This is a genomic window from Aliivibrio sp. S2TY2 (assembly GCF_028765525.1).
In the GTDB taxonomy this organism is placed as follows: Bacteria; Pseudomonadota; Gammaproteobacteria; order Enterobacterales; family Vibrionaceae; genus Aliivibrio; species Aliivibrio finisterrensis_A.
The window spans coordinates 1-19,466 of sequence record NZ_JARACS010000001.1; the positions used below are offsets into that span (position 1 = coordinate 1).

The 19,466-nt window shown below is 40.0% G+C and carries 17 protein-coding genes and 1 tRNA gene; 7 read left to right on the top strand and 11 right to left on the bottom strand.

What is annotated here, in order from left to right; genetic code table 11:
- Positions 1–159: 159 nt before the first annotated feature.
- The 6 genes from PVK63_RS00005 to lolB all read right to left on the bottom strand — a co-directional run bounded on the left by PVK63_RS00005 (position 160) and on the right by lolB (position 4,917).
- Positions 160–236, bottom strand: a tRNA-Met gene (locus PVK63_RS00005).
- Positions 237–543: 307 nt separating this feature from the next.
- Positions 544–1,635, bottom strand: a complete 1,092-nt coding sequence (gene ychF / locus PVK63_RS00010; RefSeq protein WP_130043073.1) for a redox-regulated ATPase YchF — start codon at positions 1,633–1,635, stop codon at positions 544–546.
- 19 nt (positions 1,636–1,654) lie between these two features.
- A complete protein-coding gene (gene pth / locus PVK63_RS00015) occupies positions 1,655–2,245 on the bottom strand; it encodes an aminoacyl-tRNA hydrolase (RefSeq protein WP_130043074.1) in 591 nt (196 codons plus the stop codon).
- A 178-nt stretch (positions 2,246–2,423) separates the two neighbouring features.
- Positions 2,424–3,371 carry a ribose-phosphate pyrophosphokinase gene (locus PVK63_RS00020; RefSeq protein ID WP_105055548.1) on the bottom strand — a complete coding sequence of 316 codons (948 nt, stop codon included), beginning with the start codon at positions 3,369–3,371 and terminating at the stop codon, positions 2,424–2,426.
- A gap of 38 nt (positions 3,372–3,409) precedes the next feature.
- Positions 3,410–4,276, bottom strand: a complete 867-nt coding sequence (gene ispE, locus PVK63_RS00025) for a 4-(cytidine 5'-diphospho)-2-C-methyl-D-erythritol kinase (RefSeq protein WP_130049282.1) — start codon at positions 4,274–4,276, stop codon at positions 3,410–3,412.
- A gap of 14 nt (positions 4,277–4,290) precedes the next feature.
- Positions 4,291–4,917 (bottom strand): lipoprotein insertase outer membrane protein LolB, encoded by a 627-nt coding sequence (gene lolB, locus PVK63_RS00030; RefSeq protein ID WP_242511051.1) that lies wholly within the window; start codon positions 4,915–4,917, stop codon positions 4,291–4,293.
- Between the two features lie 167 nt (positions 4,918–5,084).
- Here lolB and hemA point away from each other — a divergent pair, with 167 nt between their 5' ends.
- Genes hemA through kdsA form a run of 6 tightly spaced genes read left to right on the top strand, consistent with a single transcriptional unit; the run spans position 5,085 to position 10,408 of the window.
- Positions 5,085–6,341: a glutamyl-tRNA reductase gene (gene hemA, locus PVK63_RS00035; RefSeq protein WP_130086593.1), complete on the top strand. Its 1,257-nt coding sequence runs from the start codon at positions 5,085–5,087 to the stop codon at positions 6,339–6,341.
- 44 nt (positions 6,342–6,385) lie between these two features.
- Positions 6,386–7,474, top strand: coding sequence for a peptide chain release factor 1 (gene prfA, locus PVK63_RS00040; protein WP_130043076.1), 1,089 nt, complete (start codon positions 6,386–6,388; stop codon positions 7,472–7,474).
- Positions 7,474–8,340, top strand: a complete 867-nt coding sequence (prmC, locus tag PVK63_RS00045; protein ID WP_130086594.1) for a peptide chain release factor N(5)-glutamine methyltransferase — start codon at positions 7,474–7,476, stop codon at positions 8,338–8,340. Before prfA ends, prmC begins: the two co-directional genes overlap by 1 nt.
- A 3-nt stretch (positions 8,341–8,343) precedes the next feature.
- Complete coding sequence (locus PVK63_RS00050) at positions 8,344–8,727, top strand: SirB2 family protein (protein WP_130043078.1); 384 nt, start codon at positions 8,344–8,346, stop codon at positions 8,725–8,727.
- Between the two features lie 2 nt (positions 8,728–8,729).
- Complete coding sequence (locus PVK63_RS00055) at positions 8,730–9,542, top strand: SirB1 family protein (protein WP_130086595.1); 813 nt, start codon at positions 8,730–8,732, stop codon at positions 9,540–9,542.
- An 11-nt stretch (positions 9,543–9,553) separates the two neighbouring features.
- The gene (kdsA, locus tag PVK63_RS00060; RefSeq protein ID WP_130086596.1) at positions 9,554–10,408 is read left to right on the top strand and encodes a 3-deoxy-8-phosphooctulonate synthase; all 855 of its coding nucleotides are present in this window, start codon (positions 9,554–9,556) and stop codon (positions 10,406–10,408) included.
- A gap of 75 nt (positions 10,409–10,483) precedes the next feature.
- Here the strand turns inward: kdsA and cobA are convergent, their stop codons facing one another.
- From cobA to PVK63_RS00085, 5 genes are all read right to left on the bottom strand, one after another.
- The gene (cobA, locus tag PVK63_RS00065) at positions 10,484–11,272 is read right to left on the bottom strand and encodes a uroporphyrinogen-III C-methyltransferase (protein WP_130049275.1); all 789 of its coding nucleotides are present in this window, start codon (positions 11,270–11,272) and stop codon (positions 10,484–10,486) included.
- A gap of 127 nt (positions 11,273–11,399) precedes the next feature.
- On the bottom strand, positions 11,400–12,218 hold the full coding sequence (locus PVK63_RS00070; protein ID WP_130086597.1) for a formate/nitrite transporter family protein: 819 nt from the start codon (positions 12,216–12,218) through the stop codon (positions 11,400–11,402).
- 110 nt (positions 12,219–12,328) lie between these two features.
- Positions 12,329–12,658 carry a nitrite reductase small subunit NirD gene (gene nirD, locus PVK63_RS00075; RefSeq protein WP_130049273.1) on the bottom strand — a complete coding sequence of 110 codons (330 nt, stop codon included), beginning with the start codon at positions 12,656–12,658 and terminating at the stop codon, positions 12,329–12,331.
- Between the two features lie 17 nt (positions 12,659–12,675).
- Positions 12,676–15,237 carry a nitrite reductase large subunit NirB gene (gene nirB, locus PVK63_RS00080; RefSeq protein ID WP_130086598.1) on the bottom strand — a complete coding sequence of 854 codons (2,562 nt, stop codon included), beginning with the start codon at positions 15,235–15,237 and terminating at the stop codon, positions 12,676–12,678.
- Between the two features lie 297 nt (positions 15,238–15,534).
- Entirely contained in the window at positions 15,535–17,409 is a 1,875-nt protein-coding gene (locus PVK63_RS00085) for a methyl-accepting chemotaxis protein (protein ID WP_130086599.1), read from the bottom strand.
- 393 nt (positions 17,410–17,802) lie between these two features.
- Here PVK63_RS00085 and ushA point away from each other — a divergent pair, with 393 nt between their 5' ends.
- Complete coding sequence (gene ushA / locus PVK63_RS00090) at positions 17,803–19,464, top strand: bifunctional UDP-sugar hydrolase/5'-nucleotidase UshA (RefSeq protein WP_165371169.1); 1,662 nt, start codon at positions 17,803–17,805, stop codon at positions 19,462–19,464.
- The last annotated feature ends 2 nt before the right edge of the window (positions 19,465–19,466 follow it).

A 19,466-nucleotide genomic window follows, 5' to 3' on the forward strand; every position in this document is an offset into this window, starting at 1 on the left:
TCACACCTTGCGGCGCCAGAACCTAAATCTGGTGCGTCTACCAATTCCGCCACGTCCGCGTTCTACTGTTTGATTATTAAGGACTGATAGTCACTTAATCTACAAAGAGTAGTTATTCTATATTTTAATTGACGATTGGTAAATCAATTAAAAGTTGTATGGTGGCTACTACGGGATTTGAACCTGTGACCCCATCATTATGAGTGATGTGCTCTAACCAGCTGAGCTAAGTAGCCAAATTGTTTATTTATTTCTAACTCGTCTCTCTTCCGTCTTATCGGTGAGGACGGAGCGCATTATGCGTATCAGAGGCTTATGCGTCAACACTTTTTTGAAAAAAATATGAAATCTTTGATTGTTCGAACGGAATTTAATCAAAGCGTACTTTTTATATGCAAATAAGAGTGAATAAGAGCAAAAGAATAGGGATAAGAGTTGAAAACAAGAAGTGGTACTGATGAGCAGTGAGAAGAATAATAGCTTTTAACTGTTTGAAATATAGACAAGTAATAAAAAGGCCAGCAAATTTGCTGGCCTTTTTTATTATACGTTGAAGCGGAAATGCACTACATCACCATCTTTAACGATGTAATCTTTTCCTTCTAGGCGCCATTTGCCGGCTTCTTTAGCGCCGCTCTCGCCACTAAATTCAATAAAGTTATCATAGCCAACAACTTCTGCACGGATAAAGCCTTTTTCAAAGTCTGTGTGGATCTTACCTGCAGCTTGTGGTGCAGTTGCTCCTACTGGGATAGTCCAAGCGCGAACTTCTTTTACACCCGCAGTGAAATACGTTTGTAGAGTTAGTAGTTCGTAACCAGAGCGGATCACTCGGTTTAGGCCTGGTTCTTCGATGCCCATATCAGCAAGGAATTCTTCGCGATCTTCATCATCTAGTTCAGAAAGCTCAGATTCAATAGCTGCACATACTGGAACAACTACGTTGTTTTCTTTTTCTGCGTATTCACGAACCATATCTAGGAATGGGTTGTTTTCAAAACCATCTTCACTAACGTTAGCAATATACATTGTTGGTTTTAGTGTTAAGAAATTCAGGTAAGAAACAGCTGCGATTTCTTCTTTTGCTAGTTCAACAGTGCGAGCCATTCCACCTTCTGTGAATACAGGCAGCAGTTTTTCAAGTACTGAGATTTCAAACTTAGCGTCTTTATCGCCACCTTTTGCTTTCTTCGTTTGACGGAAGATTGCACGTTCACATGAATCTAAATCAGCTAGAGCAAGCTCAAGGTTGATGATCTCGATATCTTCAATCGGTGAGATTTTACCAGCTACGTGAATGATGTTTTCATTTTCAAAACAACGAACAACATGGCCAATAGCGTCTGTTTCACGGATGTTTGCTAGGAATTTATTACCTAGACCTTCACCTTTAGATGCACCAGCTACAAGACCTGCGATATCAACGAATTCCATTGTCGTTGGAAGAATACGCTCTGGATTTACGATTTTAGCTAATGCGTCTAAACGTAGATCTGGAACAGGAACCACACCTGTGTTTGGTTCAATTGTACAGAAAGGGAAGTTTGCCGCTTCAATTCCCGCTTTAGTTAGTGCGTTAAACAGTGTTGACTTACCAACGTTTGGAAGACCAACGATTCCGCATTTAAAACCCATGATGTAAACCTTATCTGTGTTATTCAGCTTTGAATGTGTGTAAACGATTTTGTGCTTTACTTAATCCATCTTTAAGCAAGATATCTAAACAGCGTGTAGATTCATCTACAGCAGCATCGATTAACTCTTGCTCTTTGGTAGGCGCTTTTCCTAAAACAAAACCGGCAACTTTATCTTTGTGGCCAGGGTGGCCAATACCAATACGGAGTCGATAGAACTCTTTCGTATTGGCTAATTTAGTAATGGTATCTCGTAAGCCATTATGACCTCCGTGACCACCACCTTTTTTGAATTTTGCTACCCCAGGAGGGAGATCTAGCTCATCATGAGCAACTAAAATCTCTTCTGGTTTTATTTGGTAAAACTTAGCTAATGAAGCAATCGCTTTACCTGATAAATTCATAAATGTTGTTGGGATTAATAAGCGAAGATCTTGGCCATTGCTTTGGATCCTACCTGTTAACCCGAAAAACTTAGCTTCTTCTCGCAGTGAAACGTTGTGCATACGAGCTAGCTCTTCGACGACCCATGCCCCTGCATTATGGCGAGTTCTTTTATACTCAAGACCAGGGTTTGCTAGTCCAACAAGAAGTTTGATTTGATTACTCAAAGGCTTATCTCTCTATTTGGATACCAATATCATTAATAAACTTATTCGTATAAAAGAAACGAAAGAAAATTAATGGTATTAGTATGTCCCATTAAAAAGGCGCGCCATATTAACACAAGAAATCCAAATACAAAAACGCCCCGCATATAGCAGGGCGTTTGAATAGATTTTTGTTTGATTAGTGATCAAACATTGCAGAGATTGACTCTTCATTGCTGATACGACGAATCGCTTCAGCTAGCATGCGAGAAAGGCTTAGTTCAGTTACTTTGCCTGTTGCTGCCATTTCTTTAGATAGAGTAATCGAGTCAGTAACCACAACTTGGTCTAATACCGAGTTTGCAATGTTTTCTGCTGCTGAACCAGAGAATACAGCGTGAGTTGCATAAGCAAATACACGTTTAGCACCGCGTTCTTTAAGTGCTTCAGCTGCTTTACATAATGTACCGCCAGTATCGATCATGTCATCAACGATAACACAGTCACGACCGTCAACATCACCAATAAGGTTCATTACTTCTGATACGTTTGCACGTGGACGACGTTTATCAACGATAGCGATATCAACATCACCTAATGCTTTTGCTGTTGCGCGAGCACGAACAACACCACCTAGATCAGGAGAAACAACAACTGGATTTTCTAGACCACGAGTGCGCATGTCATCAAGCAGTACAGGAGTACCGAAGATGTTGTCTACTGGTACGTCGAAGAAACCTTGAATTTGTTCAGCGTGAAGGTCGATAGTTAAAACGCGGTCAACACCAACGTTTGAAAGCATATCAGCAATAACTTTTGCAGTGATTGGTACACGAGCAGAACGTACGCGACGATCTTGACGAGCATAACCAAAGTATGGGATTACCGCAGTGATACGGCCAGCAGAAGCACGACGAAGTGCGTCGATCATTACTACTAATTCCATGATGTTGTCATTAGTAGGGGCACATGTAGATTGAATGATGAAAACATCACTACCACGTACATTCTCGTTAATTTGAACAGCTACTTCGCCGTCAGAAAAACGATCGACAGTAGCGTCACCAAGTGAAATGTATAGTCGATCAGCGATACGTTGCGCTAGTTCAGGAGTTGCATTACCAGCAAATAGCTTCATGTCAGGCACGGTGGAAACCTCAGGGTTGCGTCCAAATTGTGAGAATTTTATATTTTGCATAATGATTTATACTCTTCCAGTTTGTGGTTGAGTGGCGAAGTATTCATACCTCGAGTGATAAATCCGGTTGCATTATCAGGGATTAAGGAATAAACCTCTTGTGCTTCTTTTTCGCTGTTAAATTCAGCAAAAACACAAGCGCCTGTTCCGGTTAATCTTGATGGCGCATATTCTAACAGCCATGAAAGTTGGTAATCAACCTCTGGATACACACTTCTGACAATTTTTTCGCAATCGTTTTCGTATGGAGCGTCTAAAAGTGCATTAAGTGACTGTTTTGGTGTATTTCTAATCAAATCAGGGTGGGTGAAGACATCAACGGTTGCAATGCTTACGTTTGGCTTAATTAATACGTACCATAACTCTTTAGGGTTGGCTGGTTGTAATTTCTCGCCAACACCTTCTGCAAATGCAGAAAAACCGTGAACAAAGATAGGGACGTCTGCCCCCAATCTTACGCCCAACTCACTAAGCGCATTGTTGGGCAAATTCAACTGCCAAAGGAAATTCAAAGCAACTAAAACCGTTGCAGCATTAGAAGAACCACCACCAATACCTCCTCCCATAGGAAGTACTTTTTCTATTTCGATATGAGCACCGAGCACGGATGAAGTATGCTGCTGGAGAAGAGTTGCTGCTTTCCAGATCAAATTATCTTCTGTTTTAACTCCCGGGATATCTGGAGATAAGGTGATTTTACCGGTCTTATTAGGCGTAATAGTTAGGTAGTCACATAAATCGATGAACTGAAATAGAGTTTGAAGTTCATGATAGCCATTTTCTTGTTGGCCATTAATATAAAGAAATAAGTTGAGTTTCGCAGGAGAAGGCCAGCGAGTAGAGGTATTTATCATTGAGTAATTTTTTATCATTGAGAAACAATCCAATTTGAAGCAATGATTTTAATTGTGGTGTTTTGTTGAGTAAGCGTCATTGAATTTGGCAATAGGAGCTGTTCATTATCGCTATAGCTGTTATAGCGTAGATGCCAGTTAGTTTGTCCAACCTGCTTTGATAAGTGCTCTATGGTATTTAATTCATTTAATTGAAAGTCATCAGCTGCGGTAGGTAATCCTTTTATCCAATCACCAAGATAAGCAATCGGCATATTAAGACCTGTGAGACCGTAGATAAGTCGCCCAGGGTCTGTACCTTCAAAAGTTTGGTCATCTCCCGTTTCTACAATGGTATTGCCTTGATTCATTGAAACTTTGAGAACCGTTTGGCCTAAAAATGTGGTTAATAACAGCTCACTATTGTCTTGGTTTTGAGTCCATTGGAAATTTAAGCTATGACGTTGTTCTGGGGATTTATAGCCAATTTTTCCAGTGACTTTATACTCATTTATTTCTTGTAGTTTAGTTTGATGTTTATTCCAATTAGTCGATTGTTGTGGCGTTAAAGGAACACTAGAACAAGCACTCAGAAAAAGAGTAAAGATAAGAACAACTAATGGAAAGCGAGTAAAATGAGGAAGCGTCATTAAAAATCTCATGTTTAATCTAAAGTAGGTATCAGATTGTAGCAAATTGTTTGAATATTTGGATACAAATAGTGCTTATTGCTCACTAATTTCTCTCCTGATAGCCCCTATGCCTTTTAAAATTGGGCGGCATCAAGTAAAATCCGCCCTTGTTATTTTTTTATTGGTCTGTTTGCCGAATGTCATTGCTTGTTATTGGAATCAATCATACATCAGCCTCAGTTGATTTACGTGAGAGAGTTGCTTTCTCTCCAGATAAATTAACTAGAGCATTAGATGAACTAAAAAACAGTGATGCGATTCAAAGCGGCGTGATTCTATCGACTTGCAATCGAACTGAAATCTATTGCGAAGTGAAAATGGGGATCAGTAGTGGCTATGTTATTAACTGGTTAGCTGAATTTCACGATGTTTCTTTAGAGCTGTTGATGCCAAGCATCTATGTTTATGAAGAACAAGCGGCGGTAAAACATTTAATGCGTGTTTCTTGTGGCTTAGATTCATTAGTATTAGGTGAGCCACAGATTTTAGGTCAAGTAAAAAAAGCCTTCGCTGATGCGCGTGAGCGTAATGCAGTAGAGGGGACTATTGAAAAACTATTTCAAAGTGATTTTTCTGTAGCCAAACGGGTCAGAACAGAAACTAATATTGGCGGTAATGCGGTATCTGTTGCTTATGCCGCTTGTATTTTAGCTCGTCAAATTTTCGAATCCCTTGCTGAGTCAACGGTCCTTTTGGTTGGGGCAGGCGAAACCATTGAGTTAGTTGCTAAGCATTTAGATGCTGCCGGTTGTAAAAAATTGATTGTTGCTAACCGAACTCGCGAAAGAGCTATGGGGCTTGCAGAGCAATTTAATGCGGATGTTATTAGTCTTCCAGAAATCCCAGAACATTTATCAAAAGCCGATATTATTATCAGCTCTACCGCTAGCCCATTGCCAATTATTGGTAAAGGGATGGTTGAAAGCGCTTTAAAGCAACGCAAACATCAGCCAATGTTGTTTGTCGATATTGCGGTCCCTCGTGATATTGAGGGAGAAGTGGCTGAGTTAAATGATGCCTATCTGTATTCTGTTGATGATCTTAAGTCGATCATCGATCACAACATTGAGCAACGAAAAATTGAAGCGATTCAAGCCGAAGCTATTGTCAGTGAAGAAAGTGCAAGCTTCATGACTTGGATCCGCTCGCGTCAAGCTGTTAAAAGTATTCGTGAATACCGTGATAATTCAGAAGCGATTCGAACTGAGCTATTGCAAAAAAGTATTCAAGCGCTCGCTTCTGGTCAAAATGCAGAAAAAGTTTTGGCAGAATTAAGTAATAAATTAACCAATAAACTCATTCATGCACCAACACTTGCTATGCAGAAGGCCGCCAAAAATGGTGAGTCAGAAAAACTTACTGTGATACGTCAAAGTATTGGTCTAGACAACTAAGTGTAGCATTCGCTACCAACATAAAGAAAAGAATAAATACTATTATGAAAGCATCAATTCGAGTAAAACTAGAAACGCTGGTTGAGCGTTATGAAGAAGTTCAGCATTTATTAGGTGATCCAGGCGTTATTGGTGATCAAAATAAATTCCGAGCTTTATCGCGTGAATATTCTCAACTAGAAGAAGTAACACAGTGCTTCCAAGCGTACGAACAAGCTCAAGAAGATTTAGTTGCTGCTGAAGAAATGGCGCAAGAAGATGATGCTGAAATGCGCGAAATGGCGCAAGAAGAGATTAAAGAAGCTAAGGAAGCTATTGAGCGCCTTACTGATGAGTTGCAAGTGCTTTTATTACCAAAAGATCCAAACGATGAACGTAACTGTTTCTTAGAAATTCGTGCGGGTGCGGGTGGTGATGAAGCCGGTATATTTGCTGGTAACCTTTTCCGCATGTATTCACGTTTTGCAGAGAAAAAGGGCTGGCGCATCGAAGTCATGAGCTCGAATGTTTCTGAGCAAGGTGGCTTTAAAGAAATGATTGCAAAAGTAAGCGGTGATGGCGCTTATGGCGTACTGAAATTTGAATCAGGTGGTCACCGTGTGCAACGTGTACCAGAAACTGAATCTCAAGGTCGTGTACATACCTCAGCATGTACTGTTGCTGTAATGGCTGAAATTCCAGAAGCGGATCTTCCTGAAATCAAAGCAGCAGATTTAAAAATTGATACCTTCCGTGCATCAGGCGCGGGTGGTCAGCACGTTAACACCACTGATTCAGCAATCCGTATTACTCACTTACCAACAGGTACGGTTGTTGAGTGTCAGGATGAGCGTTCACAACATAAAAACAAAGCAAAAGCGATGTCGGTTCTGGCAGCTCGTATTATTCAAGCTGAACAAGCTCGTCGTGCTGAAGCAGTATCTGATACGCGTCGTAACTTATTAGGTTCTGGTGACCGTTCTGATCGTATTCGTACTTACAACTACCCACAAGGTCGTGTTTCTGATCACCGTATCAACTTAACTATCTACCGCTTAAACGAAGTGCTAGAAGGTGACTTAGCTTCGCTGATTGAACCTGTTGTTCTGGAGTATCAAGCAGACCAACTTGCTGCATTAGCTGAAAATAACTAATGAGCTTATCTATTGAAGCGTTGCTGAAACGCTCAATTCAATCATTAGTACTTGAGGGGAGTGATTCCCCTCAAGTTGATGCTGCTGTGCTGTTGTGTCATGTTCTTGGTAAACCAAGAAGTTATTTACTTACTTGGCCAGAAAAAGTGGTATCAGACGAAGAGCTGAGTAATTTTGATGCTTTACTAGAACGACGTCTTGCTGGTGAACCTATTGCTTATATTGTGGGATATCGTGAATTCTGGTCATTACCACTTAAAGTATCACCAACAACACTGATCCCAAGACCGGATACAGAGCGTTTAGTTGAAGTTGCTTTAGATCTTCTTACTGAGTCGTCTAGTCGTGTCTTGGATTTAGGGACAGGTACTGGAGCTATTGCTCTTGCGATTGCCTCTGAGCTACCAAAACTGAAGGTAATGGGTGTCGATTATCAAGATGATGCGGTTGAATTAGCAAGAGGAAACGCAAAAGATAATCACATTACTAATACCGAATTTCGGCAGGGCAGTTGGTTTACTCCAATTTCTCAGGAAGACCAATTTGATATTATAGTCAGTAATCCTCCTTATATTGACGGTAATGATCCTCATCTATCTCAAGGTGATGTACGATTTGAGCCTCAAACGGCCTTGGTAGCAGAGCAAGAAGGCTTTGCTGATTTACTTCATATTATTGATCACAGTCGTCAACATCTTATTGATAACGGCTGGTTATTGATGGAGCATGGCTTTGAGCAAGGTAATCAATTACGTGATTACTTTATCGAGTATGGCTTCATTAATGTTAAAACAGAGAAAGATTATGCTGGCAATGACCGAGTAACCTTGGGTCAATGGACAGTAAACACAGAGAATAAAGGATAATTCATGTATACCGCTGTTAAACACATTCATCTATTTATGATCGCTTGTAGCGTATTATTATTTGTCGTTCGTTACGTATTGATGATGGTTGATTCAGACCTTCGCAATAAAGCGTTTTTAAAGCGAGTGCCTCACGTTGTTGACTCTGCAATGCTATTGAGTGGTATTGCGCTTATCTTTATTACTGGGTTTATTCCATTTACAGGTTCAGCGCCTTGGTTAACAGAAAAACTAACGTGTGTAATGGTTTATATCGCTTTAGCTTTTGTCACGCTAAACAATGGTAAAAATAAAGTATTTAAGACCTTTGCTTTTCTTGGCGCGTTAGGCTGGCTAATGGTTGCAGCTAAGATAGCCGTGACTAAAGTGCCAACATTTCTGGGGTAATCATGTTGCAGTTATTTGGTGAAAATTTAGAAAGCTTGAGTCTTGTTGAAGGCGCTTTAGCACTTAATGTTGCTATTAATCCAAGCATACAAAAGCAATGGGTTGACACCAAACTGCAAGAAATGTGCGTAGAAGCAGAGCAAGTATTAGCTCATGAACTCAATGACGAACAACGTTTAGAGCGGTTACTTCAACTTTTTTATGTTGAATGGGGGTATCAAGGTGATATTTATACCTACTTTAACTCTGAAAACGCGTTTATTGATCATGTGATTGATACTAAAAAAGGCATTCCAGTTACTTTGGGTGCTCTATTTTTATATCTTTGTGACTATGTAAACCTTCCTGTCAGCGCTATCAATTTCCCAACTCAACTCGTTTTAAGAGTGGATTGGCCAAATCAGGAAACTCGCTATATAAACCCATTTGATGGTCAGTATATCGGTGAGCATTTAATGACGGCTTGGTTAATCGGTTACGGTGGTCCGTTAGCAAAAATTTTGCCGGTACACCTTGAGTCGATTGATAATGTGACCTTAATTGGGCGTTTACTTGCGGTGATTAAAACGGCTTGTATTCGAGAGAAAAAATTTGCGTTTGCATTAACATGCAGTGATTTGGCACTGACTATGGTGCCGGATGATCCATTTGAAATTCGTGATAGAGGATTAATCTATCAACAACTACACTGTAATGAAGTTGCAAAAAGCGATTTAGAATATTTTATTGAGCAGTGCCCAAATGATCCATCAGTGCTATTGGTGAAAGAGCAAGTTCAACTGTTATTACAACAACATCCTACCGTTCTCCATTAAGAGTGAAGATAATGCAAAATCAAAAAACAGTAAAAATTGGCAATATCGATGTCGCAAATGATAAGCCGTTTACCTTATTTGCAGGTATGAACGTATTAGAATCTCGTGATCTTGCAATGCAAATCTGTGAGAAGTACGTAGAAATTACTGATAAATTAGGCATTCCTTACGTATTTAAAGCGTCTTTTGATAAAGCAAACCGTTCTTCAATTCATTCATACCGCGGTCCTGGTATGGAAGAAGGTTTAAAAATATTCCAAGAGTTGAAAGATACTTTTGGCGTTAAAATTATTACGGATATTCATACAGAAGCACAAGCTCAGCCTGTTGCGGATGTGGTGGATGTTATCCAACTACCAGCTTTTCTTGCTCGTCAAACAGACTTAGTTGAGACGATGGCAAGAACTGGTGCTGTGATTAACGTTAAGAAACCACAGTTTATGAGTCCAGATCAAGTCGGCAATATTGTTGATAAGTTTGCAGAGTGTGGGAATGAAAATATCATTCTTTGTGAGCGTGGTTCGTGCATGGGTTACGACAACCTAGTGGTTGATATGCTTGGTTTTGGTGTAATGAAAAAAGCGTCAAATGGTAGCCCAATCATCTTTGATGTAACGCATTCTCTACAGAACCGTGATCCAAGTGGTAAAGCGTCTGGCGGCCGTCGTGCACAAACAGTAGAACTTGCAAAAGCGGGTTTAGCGACAGGTATTGCAGGCCTATTTATTGAAGCGCATCCGAATCCAGATAAAGCACTGTGTGATGGTCCTTCAGCATTACCGCTAGATCAACTAGAACCTTTCTTGAAACAAATGAAAGCGCTAGATGATTTAATTAAAGGTTTTGAGCACATCGATATTAAATAATATTGAGAGTAGCTAGATAAATTAAAGCCCAAGAGAGATAACTTTCTTGGGCTTTTTTGTGTTTGGTTTAAATGCTTATTCAGTATTTGCTGAGTTTGGTGAAAACCAATCTAGTTTTTTATGTAATGTCGTTACACTACCCACAACAATTAATGACGGGCTAATGGCTTTTTTTGCCATTTGAGCTAATTCTGAAATGGTACCTGTAAATACTTTTTGTTTTTGTGTTGTACCACGTTCAATAATAGCACAAGGCGTATCTGCTGCTAATCCATGCTCAATTAACTGGGTTGAAATGTGTGGAGATTGCTTTAACCCCATGTAGAAAACCAAGGTATTGTTTGAACGAACTAAAGCGTCCCATTCAATTTCTGCTCCGTCTTTTTGAACATGAGCGGTAATAAACTGGACACTTTGTGCATGGTCTCGATGGGTAAGGGGAATACCAGCATAAGAGGTAGCCCCAGCAGCGGCGGTAATACCAGGAATTACTTCAAATTGAACACCGTTTTCAGCCAGGGTTTCTAACTCTTCACCGCCTCGACCAAAGATAAATGAATCGCCACCTTTAAGACGCACAACACGTTTACCTTCTTGTGCTTTATCTACCAGTATTTGGTTTATTTTATCTTGTGGGACGAAATGAAAGTCAAGTTTCTTACCAACATAAATCATTTCTGCTTTATCGTTCGCAAGCGCTAAAATTTCTTTGGATACAAGGCGGTCATAAACAAGAACATCAGCGTCTTTAATTAAGCGATAACCTTTCATGGTTAATAATTCAGGATCACCGGGACCTGCGCCAACAAGAGAAACAAGTCCGGTTTGTTTGTGTTGCTCAGATTGAGCTTGAATACTTGGCATAATAGATTCCTGCATTATGTTTTTATTTTACTCTAGTATGTAAGAGTCGATAAAAAAAATCACCCTTAATACTTGATTAAGAGTGATTTAATTTGAATGAGTTATAACTAACTTTATTCGTTACTAATTACTTAGCATCCAATGATGGTGCTGTTTTTGCGTGAGTAAGATAAAGAGGAATACAAGTAAATAGTAGGCCGCCAACAATATTACCTAAAATAGTAGGGATAAGGTTGAAGTTCAACCATGTAGCGATACCGAAATCAGCACCAAGAATCATACCCAGTGGGAATAGGAACATGTTTACTACTGTGTGCTCAAATACTAGTGCGAAGAAGATAAAAATTGGGAACCACATCATTGCTACACGGCCAGACACTGTGCGAGCTGTCATATTACCAATCACACCTAAACATACCATTAGGTTACAGAAAATAGCGCGGACAAAACACGTGATCCAACCATCCATGCCCATATTTTCAAAACCTAAGCTACGGCCTGTCGATACAGCGATAAACTTCTTCGCGACCGCGTTTAACTCTAAAGAGAAGTTACCTGTTAGAGAAACCGCAACAAGATAAGCAACAATTAATGAACCAATAAGGTTACCTAGACCAACAAGACCCCAGCAGCGGAAAATACGACCCCAAGTAATGCCAGGACGGTTATCAAATTTTGCCAATGGAGCAAGACCAAACACCCCCGTTACTAGGTCATAGCCCATTACACTCAAAATAACAAAACCAACAGGGAAGACAAGTGCACCAACGATACCAACACCAGTTTGTACAATGGTCGTAATAGCAACTACCACCGCCAGAGATAAAATAATACCAGCCATTGTGCTTCGTATTAGAAGATCTCGAGTGCTTGTTTTTACTTTTGCTTCACCAACATTAATCATGGTTTGTACAAATTCTGCTGGTTTAAAGTCAATAGTAGACATGAATGTGTCCTTATAAAAAATTAAAGTTTAAATTGAATAGTGAAAGGCTTGCTGGTTATCAACTGTTGATAAACAGCAAGCCTTTAAGCTATTAAATCTAACGTAAGTAACTAAGCTGAGATTTCTACTGCACCTTTAGTAACACGAGTTTTATATGCTTTAACGTTAAATTGCTCATCTTCCATGCACACACCTGTAGTAAGGTTAAAGCGCTGTTTCTTTAGAGGACTAGCCACCCAAAGCTCACCTTGGTGTTCAACAATTAAACCACGTGATAAAACATTTGATTGGAAGTAAGGGTCAGTATTACTGATTGCCAGTACGTCTTCGCCTTTTGATGGACGAAACACGGCAACTTGCTCACCATTAACAAGAGCACAAACCCCTGTACCTGGAATGATATCTTCTAGTTGACAGATTTTTACGAATTTAGAAGTCATAATTAACTCTCTCGCTCTTATTCAGTTGCTGCTACGTGTAGGATGTCACCCTTTGCTTCTGGGTGTTTTTCAGTAAAAGTTGCTGGGCGGTGTTGTTCACGGCCATCAGAAACAAACACAACATTCTCATCACGCTCATCAGCATTGATAAAGTGAGCAAAACGCTTAAGTTGAGTTTCGTCGTTAATTGTATCTGTCCACTCACATGCAAAGTTGTTCACTAATTTTGCTACATCCAGTTCCAGTTGCTCGTTGATACCCAGTTTGTTATCTACGATGACTTCACGTAGGTAATCCACGCCGCCTTCTAGGTTATCCATCCATACCGATGTACGTTGTAGTGGTGCAGCCGTACGAATGTAGAACATCATGAAACGATCGATATATTTGATAAGTGTTTCTTGGTCTAAATCGCTTGCCAGTAAGTCCGCGTGACGAGGTTTCATACCACCGTTACCACATACATACATGTTCCAACCTGCGTCAGTTGCGATAATACCTAAGTCTTTACCTTGGGCTTCGGCACACTCACGAGTACATCCAGACACGCCGAACTTCATCTTATGAGGAGTACGGATGCCTTTATAACGGTTCTCGATCATTACGCCTAGGCCTACAGAGTCTTGAACACCGTAACGACACCACGTTGAACCAACACATGTTTTAGCCATGCGAAGTGCTTTTGCGTAAGCTTGACCAGTCTCGTAACCAGCCGCGATTAACTTCTTCCAGATTGCTGGTAAGTCATCTTTTTGAGCGCCAAATAGACCGATACGCTGTGCGCCTGTAATTTTGGTGTACAGGTTGTATTCTGCTGCAACATCAGCAAGAACGCTTAGTGCTTGAGGTGTTACTTCGCCACCCGCCATGCGAGGGATAACAGAGTAAGAACCGTCTTTTTGCATGTTACCTAGGAAGTTATCGTTGGTATCGTGCAGTTTTACTAGTTCAGGTTTAAGGATGTGCTCACCCCAGCAAGAAGCAAGGATAGAACCAGCAAGAGGTTTACATACTTCACAACCGTAACCTTTGCCGTATTTTTCTAGAAGTTCATCAAACGTTTTGATTTCTTCGATACGAATAAGGTGGAATAGCTCTTGGCGAGAATAAGCAAAGTGTTCACACACGTCACTCTTAACTTCGATACCAGACTTTGCTAATTCTGCATTAAGTACAGAGGTAACTAGAGGGATACAGCCACCACAGCCGGTACCAGCGCCTGTTACCGCTTTAATATCAGCCATTGTATGATGACCATCTGCAACCGCTTGAGCGATTTTGCCTTTGGTTACATCAAAGCATGAACAGATAACCGCAGATTCAGGAAGCGAGTCAGCACCTAGTGTTGGTTTTTCTGCGCCAGCGTGTGCTGGTAGAATAAGAGCGTCAGGGTGTTCTGGTAGGTCGATTTCATTCAGCATAAGTTGCAGAAGATCTCCATAGTCAGATGTGTCTCCCACCATTACCGCACCAAGTAGCTTCTTGTTGTCTTCAGAAACGATAAGACGCTTGTAAACTTCTTGTTCTTCATTTTGGTAAACGTAGCTCTTACAACCAGGAGTGCGACCATTAGCATCACCGATAGAGCCAACTTTAACGCCAAGCAGTTTTAGTTTTGCAGACATGTCTGCGCCTTGAAACTTACTGTCATTACCTAAAATGTGGTCAACGGCAACTGTTGCCATTTTATAACCAGGAGCAACCAAGCCATAGAAGGTTTGATTCCAAGAAGCACATTCCCCAATTGCGTAAATGTTCTTATCGGTAGTTTGGCAGTTATCATTGATTTCGATACCGCCACGAGGAGCAATACCAAGACCCATTTGACGAGCCAGTTTATCTTGAGGACGAATACCTGCAGAGAATACGATAAAATCTGCTTCTAATTCAGTACCATCAGCAAAACGCATGACATTACGTGCATCTTTTCCTTCAGGTACAATTTCAAGTGTATTTTTGCTCGTGTGAACATTAACACCCATGCGTTCGATTTTTTGACGAAGTTGGTTGCCACCAGCAAGATCAAGTTGTTCTGCCATTAATTTCGGTGCAAATTCAACAACGTGAGTCGTTACACCAAGTGCTTTTAATGCACCAGCTGCTTCAAGGCCTAATAGACCACCACCAACAACGACACCACTTTTACTGTTTTTTGCCGTCGCTTCGATAGATTTAAGATCTTCAATCGTGCGATAAACAAAACAATCTTTACCATCGTTCCCTTTAATTGGTGGAACGAATGGGTAAGAACCTGTTGCAAGAACCAGTTTGTCGTATTGAATCTCACGGCCAGTGCTTGAGTAAACGGTTTGTTTTTCACGATTGATATTAATAGCACGCTCACCAAGTAAAACATTGATGTTGTGCTTTTCGTAGAATCCTTCTTTTACAAGAGAAAGTTCATCTGCAGTATGATGAGAAAAATAAGAAGAAAGGTGAACACGGTCGTACGCGACACGAGGCTCTTCACAAAACACTGTGATGTCCATGTTTTGAACGTCGGTTTTATCTACTAAATCTTCGATATAGCGATGACCAACCATGCCATTACCGATGATGACTAACTTCATCTTGCTCATAAGGATTCCTATTATCTCTGATATATAGATATGATGAATTATGAATGAATATGTCGATATGACGTGGATCAATTACGAAATAAAACTACACTAAAGGGGTAGTTAAAGTGGTGGGTTGTCATTTTTTGTTATTTAATCAATTGCTTGTGTGTAGCACGTAACTATTGTGTGTTGTTTTTTTACAATATCTAACAGAATTAATTTCTTTTTGGTCGGTTTTATCTTTGTTTTCTGAAAAAAAAAGACAGAATGTGAAGTTACATTCTGTCTTTATTGGAGGGAAGGTTTCTTATGAGTTTACAATTTGAATCGATCTATTTCTTGTTTTAACTCATTTGAAAGTTCAGATAGTCCTGAAGCTTGGATCACTGATTGTTTTGTTTCTTCTGTTAATTCATTTGATACATCACGAACAGCTTCAGTATTACGTGTGATTTCTTCTGTTACTGAGGATTGTTCTTCTGCCGCCGCCGCAATTTGAGCGGCCATATCACTTATTTGAGTTACTGAATTCGTAATTTGCAGCAAACTTGCTGATGCCGACTGTGCATCTTCGACACTAGTATTGGCGAGATTTTGGCTATCTTCCATAATCCCTACGGCTTTTTGTGTTGTTCCTTGCAGTGTTTCAATCATCTGCTGAATTTCTTGAGTCGAGGCGTGAGTGCGTTGACTTAAAATTCGAACTTCATCTGCAACCACAGCAAAACCACGACCTTGTTCACCTGCACGTGCTGCTTCAATTGCGGCATTTAGCGCGAGTAAGTTTGTTTGTTCGGCAATGTTTTGAATGGTAGAAAGAATAGTGTTGATGTTTTGAGCGTTGTGGTGGAGTTCTTCAATAACCCCTGTTGCTGTTTCAACTTCTTTTGCAAGGTTATCAATAGAGTGCTGGCTTTGACTCACTTGCTTAGCACCATGATTTGATGCCGTAACTGTTTCTTCTGCGGTTTGTGCTGTGTTATCTGCATTTCCTGCAATTTCTTGAGTTGCTGCCGCCATTTCATTAATTGCAGTAGCAACCATATTGATTTCATCCATTTGGTGCTGGATTCGTACATTGCGTTCCTCAGCACTTTCGGCAGTAGAATTCGCTTGATTTGCTAGCGTTACTGAAATATCACGTAAACGGCAAACCATTGAATGCATATTACCAACAAACGTATTGAAGTTAACGGCCAGTTGACCTACTTCATCATCACTGTGTGGTTCTAAACGTTGTGTTAAATCCCCTTCACCTGATGATATTTCTGCTAATGCATCTGAAACACGGATTAGATCTCTAAATAAAAGATTAACTAGCATTGTTACGCCGATAGCAACAATAACGGTTAACACGATACTTAATAAAATGATTTCACGAAGAAGGGCTGTGTGGGCTGATTCTTCAGTTTCTTGTGTCATTTCAATTGCAAATGTCCAATGGGTATTTGGTACTTGTGCAAAATACACTAACTTACTGTCTCCATTAATTTCAGCAAATTCGATAGTATTTTTGTTGATTGACTCTTTAATACTTTGCGGCGTCATATCAGAAAAGTAGCGATTTACTTCTTTTTTGATTAATGATTTGTTTGGATGGGCTAAGAAAGTGCCGTCACTGTCTATCAGCATAGTGATAGTATCTTTACCTGCATCTAAGCTAATAACATCGTCGATTAACTGGTCGATCAGTACGTCTGCACCAATTACCCCAAGGAAGGTTCCGTTTTTGTAAACTGGCTCAGCAATAGTGACTAATAGTGATTGAGTGATGGCATCTTGGTAAGAAGAAGTGATGATTTGTTTATTTTCGCGCTGGGCTTCTTGATACCAAGGGCGTTGACGAGGATCATAATCAGCACGGTTACGTTCAGGGTGAGAGCGGTACATCTCCCCAGCAGGGGTACCAAAGAAAATATCATCAAATCCACCAGCGTTACGACTTAGCTGCAAAAATGAAATAATATTTTCTGTTTGAGTGTAGTCATTAGTGGCATGTGCGATTTCAGCTTTAATTGAAATCCAATTTGAGATCCCCGTAGTTGCTGCAGAAGTAACACTTTCAGCTCGGGAGTATACTCCGTTGCGAGTTTGTTCGAATAACTGGCTTGAAGCAAGCCAAGTTAAAGCAGATGCAGTAATTACGACAGCGAGTACACTTGCACCTATTAGCTTATGTTTTAGTTTCATTATACTACCTAAATCCATGGGTTAATTTTGCTAAAAATAGAGCCTACTATTCATTATTTTTATAAGGCTTAATTTGTTATCGGGAAGTGCATACAAAACTTAACTGGATTGGGCTAAAATATATAAAAATTTATTATTATATTCATAAATGTTTTTTGATTTGTAACTCATTGGCTGGGTAATCGTTTGCTTTGTGTGTTTTGTATTCGATTGTTTTTAGTTTCATTATTTATTAGTAATTTATGAGTTATTTTTAGTGATCTAACAGACATATTTATGAAATCAATGTGAGAGTAAAGCGTAATTCTTTTAAACTTGGTCAGGTTATTGGATTGAACCACTCGTAATTGATTGATTTGGTCTAGTTTATTACCCTTGAATGAATGGTGAAACATGATGGAACGTCTTTCTCTAAAAACAGCGATTGCTGCTGCATTAGTTACAACGCTAGCAGGTTGTGCAACAACAACCGAGCATGCATGGCAAGAAGATACTACGTATAAGCTAACGGTATTACATACAAACGATAACCACGGTCGTTTTTGGCAGAATAAATACGGCGAGTATGGCATGGCGGCTCGTAAAACGCTGATTGATGAGTTACGAGCAGATGTCCAAGCACAAGGCGGTAGCGTTCTTCTTCTTTCTGGTGGTGATATTAATACCGGTGTTCCTGAATCAGATCTTCAGGATGCTGAACCAGATTTTAAAGGCATGAACAAAATTGGTTATGATGCAATTGCCCTTGGTAACCATGAATTTGATAATCCATTAGATGTACTACAAAAGCAGATTGATTGGGCTGAATTCCCAATGCTATCAGCAAATATCTATGATAAAACAACGGGTGAGCGTAAATATCAAGCGTACGAAATCTTTGAAAAGCAAGGTATTAAAATTGCTGTTGTTGGTTTCACAACTGAAGACACGGCTAAAATTGGTAACCCAGAATACATCGGTGATTTAGAGTTTCGTGATCCTAAAGCAGAAGCGAAAAAAATCATTGCAGAGCTAGAAGCGAATGAAAAGCCGGATCTTATTTTTGCAGTAACGCATATGGGCCATTATGAAAATGGTCAACGTGGTATTAACGCTCCAGGTGATGTTGCTTTAGCTCGTTCACTTGAGCTTGGTGAGCTAGACATGATTGTGGGTGGTCACTCACAAGAGCCTGTATGTATGGAAGGCCCAAATGTCGCTAAGAAAAACTTTACACCAGGTGATGAGTGTAAACCAGACCAGCAAAACGGTACTTGGATTGTTCAAGCGCACGAATGGGGTAAATACGTAGGTAAAGCTGATTTTGAATTCCGTAATGGCGAATTAGAGATGGTAAGTTACGATCTTATTCCTGTGAATTTAAAGAAAAAAGTGAAAATCGACGGTAAAAAACAGCGTGTATTTATCCAAAATGAGATTGAACAAGATCCTGAATTACTTGCATTCTTAAAACCATACCAAGAAAAAGGCCAAGGACAGTTGAATGTGAAAATCGCATCAACTAATGGAAAGTTAGAAGGGGACCGTAATGTGGTTCGTTTCCAACAAACAAATTTAGGTCGTTTAATTGCTCAATCTCATATGGAACGTGCTAAAGCGGACTTTGCAGTGATGAACTCAGGTGGTGTGCGTGATTCAATTGAGATGGGTGATGTAACCTATAAAGACGTGTTAACCGTGCAACCGTTTGGAAATATCGTTACTTATGCTGATATGACAGGCCAAGAAGTACTAGATTACTTAAATGTTGTCGCAACGAAACCTGTTGATTCTGGTGCTTATGCTCAATTTGCAGGCATTAAGATGACAGTGGAGAATGGCAAAGTATCAAATGTGTTTATTGGTGGTAAGCAATTGCGTTTAGATAACACATATCGCTTTACTGTACCAAGCTACAATGCCGCAGGTGGTGATGGTTACCCTAAAATTTCAGATCACCCAGGTTATGTAAATACAGGTTTTGTTGATGCCGAAGTACTTAAAGAGTTCTTAGAAACAAATAGCCCAATTGATGTGAATGAATTTGCACCTCGTGGTGAGATTGTTTATAAATAAGC